The organism is Pseudomonas sp. 2VD, assembly GCF_005503585.1.
Taxonomy (GTDB): domain Bacteria; phylum Pseudomonadota; class Gammaproteobacteria; order Pseudomonadales; family Pseudomonadaceae; genus Pseudomonas; species Pseudomonas aeruginosa.
Genome location: NZ_SCND01000449.1, coordinates 1 through 4,190, shown reverse-complemented (window position 1 = coordinate 4,190; position 4,190 = coordinate 1). Strand labels below are relative to the sequence as shown.

Annotated in this window: 5 protein-coding genes; 4 read left to right on the top strand and 1 reads right to left on the bottom strand. The window is 68.2% G+C overall.

The window, feature by feature from the left end:
* Window positions 1-191 precede the first annotated feature (191 nt).
* The 4 genes from siaA to siaD are packed head-to-tail and all read left to right on the top strand — an operon-like array spanning window position 192 to window position 3,975.
* Complete coding sequence (siaA, locus tag FFS27_RS29420; RefSeq protein ID WP_003083920.1) at window positions 192-2,183, top strand: biofilm regulation protein phosphatase SiaA; 1,992 nt, start codon at window positions 192-194, stop codon at window positions 2,181-2,183.
* Window positions 2,184-2,191: 8 nt separating this feature from the next.
* A complete protein-coding gene (gene siaB / locus FFS27_RS29415; RefSeq protein ID WP_003083916.1) occupies window positions 2,192-2,734 on the top strand; it encodes a biofilm formation regulator kinase SiaB in 543 nt (180 codons plus the stop codon).
* Between the two features lie 26 nt (window positions 2,735-2,760).
* Window positions 2,761-3,141, top strand: a complete 381-nt coding sequence (siaC, locus tag FFS27_RS29410) for a biofilm formation regulator SiaD modulator protein SiaC (RefSeq protein WP_003083913.1) — start codon at window positions 2,761-2,763, stop codon at window positions 3,139-3,141.
* A 6-nt stretch (window positions 3,142-3,147) separates the two neighbouring features.
* Window positions 3,148-3,975 carry a biofilm formation regulator diguanylate cyclase SiaD gene (gene siaD, locus FFS27_RS29405; RefSeq protein ID WP_003083910.1) on the top strand — a complete coding sequence of 276 codons (828 nt, stop codon included), beginning with the start codon at window positions 3,148-3,150 and terminating at the stop codon, window positions 3,973-3,975.
* A gap of 6 nt (window positions 3,976-3,981) precedes the next feature.
* Here siaD and FFS27_RS29400 read toward each other — a convergent pair.
* Window positions 3,982-4,190: DUF1949 domain-containing protein (locus FFS27_RS29400; RefSeq protein WP_049265278.1), on the bottom strand; the 209-nt coding region annotated here is incomplete at its 5' end.

The window sequence follows — 4,190 nt, the reverse complement described above, 5'->3', positions numbered from 1 at the left end:
GACAGGCCCGAACCACGGGCCTTTGCCTGCTCGCCATCATTGTGACGTCAAATTAATGGCGAAATAAAACCAAATTACGTTGCCTGAAATAATGCACATCTGCACAATTGGCCCTTTCGCCAAAAGTTCGACACACGCTTTCGATCCATGATTTCGGCCGCGGGCCGGGCGAGAAACTGATAGGGATAGCCATGGCGGCGAACTGGGGGTTGCGCGGCAAATCGGTGGTGGCGCTGTTGCTGGCCTGTGCCCTGGCACTGGTCCCGGCGGTGCTGCTGGGCTGGCGCGCGATGGACGACATCCGTACGCACTTCGGCCTGGCCTACGCGAAGAACTTCACCCTGCTGCACCGGCAGAAGATCCTCGCCCCGGTCTCCCGCGAACTGGCGTTGTCGCGCCGTTTCGCCGAATCGGTGGTGACCCGCGACTGGCTGCTGAAGGAAGACGACCCGGCGCGCCGCGCGCTGTTCTTCCGCGAGGCCGAGGGCTACCGCGGCGACTTCCGCGACCACGCCTACTTCATCATCGCCAGCGGCTCCCAGCACTACTACTTCAACGACGGCAGCCAACCCTACAGCGAACGGCCGCGCTACACCCTGGAGGCCGGCGACCCGGAAGACGCCTGGTACTTCAATACCCTGCGCAACAGCGCCGCCTACAACATCAACGTCAATGTCGACAGCAAGCTGAACCTGACCAAGGTCTGGTTCAACCTGGTGATCCGCGACCAGGGCCGGCCCATCGGCCTGGCCGGCAGCGGCCTGGACCTGAGCGGCTTCCTCGACGACTTCATCATCGCCCGCGAGCCGGGCGTGACGCCGATGATCGTCGGCGACGACGGCGCCATCCAGGCCCACCCGGACCGCCGCCTGATCGCCTACAGCTCCGCCGCCGGCGGCGCCAGCGAACGCCACCGGGTGTTCGACCTGCTCGACCAGCCGGAACAGCGCGACGCCCTGCGCGAGGCCATGCGCCTGGCCCGCGCCAAGGCCGGCTCGGTGCACTGCCTGTGGGCCGGCCTCGACGGCCGCCAGCAACTCTTCGCCGTGGCCTACATTCCCCAACTGCGCTGGTACGTGCTCACCGCCGTCGACCTGCACGCCGCCCAGGTCCTCGACAACCGCTGGCTTTGGCCGCTGGCGGGCACGTTCCTGCTGTTGCTGGTGGCCCTGCTGCTGGGCTTCGCCTATGCCGTCGAGCGCCTGCTGTTGCGCCCCCTGCGCAGCCTCAAGCGCTCGGCCAAGGCGATCGCCGCCGGGCGCTACGACACGCCGCTGCCGCTGGCGCGCCAGGACGAGATCGGCTCGCTGTCGAAGGCCTTCGCCAGCATGGCCGACCAGGTCCGCCGGCACACCGCCGAGCTGGAAGACAAGGTCCAGGAGCGCACCCAGGCGCTGGAGGAAGCCAACCGCGAGATGGCCGCCGCGCAGAAGAAGATCGGCGACAGCCTCGACTATGCCAGCCTGATCCAGCGCGCGATCCTCCCCGACCGCCAGCTCAGCGCCACGCTCGGCGAGCATCACTTCATCCTGTGGAAACCGCGCGACGTGGTCGGCGGCGACTTCTACGTGTACCGCGAGCAGGCCGACGGCTACCTGATCGGCGTGGTCGACTGCGCCGGTCACGGCGTGCCCGGCGCGCTGATGACCATGCTCGCCCGCGCCGCCATCGACCACGCCATCGAGGCGGTGGGCAGCCGCGACCCGGCGGCGATCCTCGGCGAGACCGACCAGGCGATGCGCAGCATGCTCAGCCAGGAGCAGATCCCCCAGGCGCTGGCCACCAACATGGATGCCGGGCTGGTCTGGGTCGACCGCCGGCGCCGCCAGCTGGCCTTCGCCGGGGCGAAGATCTCGCTGTACGCCAGCGACGGCGAGGAGGTCCAGGAACTCAAGGGCGCGCGCCGGGCGATCGGCGACAAGCGCCGTGGCGACTACCGCAACATCGAGGTACCGCTGGCGCCGGGCTGGACCTTCTACCTGAGCACCGACGGTTTCCTCGACCAGGCCGGCGGCGAACACGGCTTCGGCTTCGGCAGCCGGCGCTTCGCCGACATGCTCCGCGACCACGCGCGGCAGCCGCTCCCCGAGCAGGCCGAGGCCTTCGTGGCGACGCTCGCCGAGTACCAGGGCGAGCACCCGCAACGCGACGACATCACCATCCTGTCCTTCCGATTCGACTAGGGGCACCCATGGAAACGCTAGACCTGCTGGCCATGCGTGAAAGCTACACCCGCCAACGCATCCTGCTCTGCTTCAACGGACCGATCTCGCGCAGCCTGATCGAGGAGATAGGCCACGCGCTGCGCAACTACCTGCACGCCGAACAGGCCAAGCCGAGCGAAGCGATGGACGTCTTCGCGGTGTACATCGAGATGACCCAGAACATCCGCCACTACGCCAATCTCAAGGGCTACGGCGAACACGAGGCGGCGGCCACGGTAGCCATCGCCCGCAACGAGGACGGCCACTACGTGGTGTCCGCCGGCAACCTGGTGGAGCGCGACGACGGCCAGAGCCTGGTGCGCAGCATCCAGGCCATCGCCAACCTCGACAAGGCCGCCCTCAAGGCCGCCTACAAGGAGCAGCTACGCCGCCCGCGCGACAGCGGCTGCGCCAGCGGAGCCGGTCTCGGCCTGCTGGACATCGCCCGCAAGTCCAGCGAACCACTGGCCGCATCGCTGAAGGAACAGCCCGACGGGCGCGCCTTCTTCAGCCTGCGCGCCGTGATCTGACCCCGTGTTTTAGGAAGAACACCATCATGAGTGACCTGCACATACCCGGCACCCAGTCCACGCCCGCCATCCAGGGCGACTGGCAGGCCGGACGCCTGTCCATGCAAGGCGATTCCTACCCGGAAAACTCCTATGAACTGTTCGGCCAGGTGATCGACTGGGTCGAGCGCTTCCTCGCCGACGGGCAGCGGCCGCTGGAACTGGACCTGCGCCTGCTGTACCTGAACACCAGTTCGATCAAGGCCATGATGGACATCCTCGACCTGCTCGAAGAGGCCCACCAGGGCGGTCGCCCGGTCAGCCTGCGCTGGCACTACGACCGGCGCAACGAACGGGTCGCCGAGCTGGCCGAGGAGTTCCGCGAGGATTGCAGCTTCCCCTTCGCCATCCAGGCCCACGACGAGTAGCCGACGATGAGCCGCGAACGCGAACTGGACGCCTGGATCGACGGCCTGCTGGCCGATCCGCAGTTCCACGGGCATCCGCTGCACCAGGCGCTGGCCCGCCTGCGCCAGCAATCGCTGGAGCAACTGGTGCGGCTGGAGCGCATCGCCCGGATCTCCGACGGTTTCCAGTCGATGGCGCGGGAGCAGAACCTGTCGCTGTCCGAGCGCTACCACAAGCAACTGCGGCGCCTGGAAAAGGTGGCGCGGATCTCCGACCGCTACCAGCAGATGATGCGCGACCTCAACCTGGCGCTGAAGGAAGCCTCGATCCGCGACCCGCTGACCGGCCTGCCCAACCGACGCATGCTGCTGGAGCGCCTCAGGGAGGAGAACGAACGCTCCCAGCGCCACGGCCAGAGCTACGTGCTGGCGATGCTCGACGTGGACTTCTTCAAGCAGGTCAACGATACCTGGGGCCACGACAGCGGCGACCGGGTGCTGGTGGAAATCGCCCGGGCCATGGAGTCCGAGCTGCGCGAATACGACCTCTGCGGCCGCTGGGGCGGCGAGGAATTCCTCCTGCTGCTGCCGCAGACCCGCCTGCAGGACGCCGGCCCGGTACTCGAGCGGGTGCGCGACAGCGTACGGACCCTGGCGGTACGCGTCGGCACCGAGGCGCTGAGCGTCACCGCCAGCGTCGGCGTCACCGAACACCGCATCGGCGAAACCTATTCGCAGACCGTCAATCGCGCCGACGCCGCACTGCTCGACGCCAAGCGCAGCGGCCGCGACAAATGCGTGTTCGCCGCGCTCCCGCCGCTTCCTGCCCCTTCCCGCCCGGCTCCAGCGCGCTGAGCCTCCTCAGGCGTCCAGCCGCTGCGGCCGCACCTGGCCTCGGCTGAGGTCCACCAGCAGCGCCTGAAGCGCCTCGAAGCGCGCCACCGGCAACTCCAGGGTCAGGACGACGCCGTCGGCGCCGTAGTCTTCCGCCGCCACGCTGGCGCCCAGCGCCAGGCTGCGCGCCTTGAGCAGCGCGTGGTCGGCGAAGGCACAGGCGAAACGCACCCGGC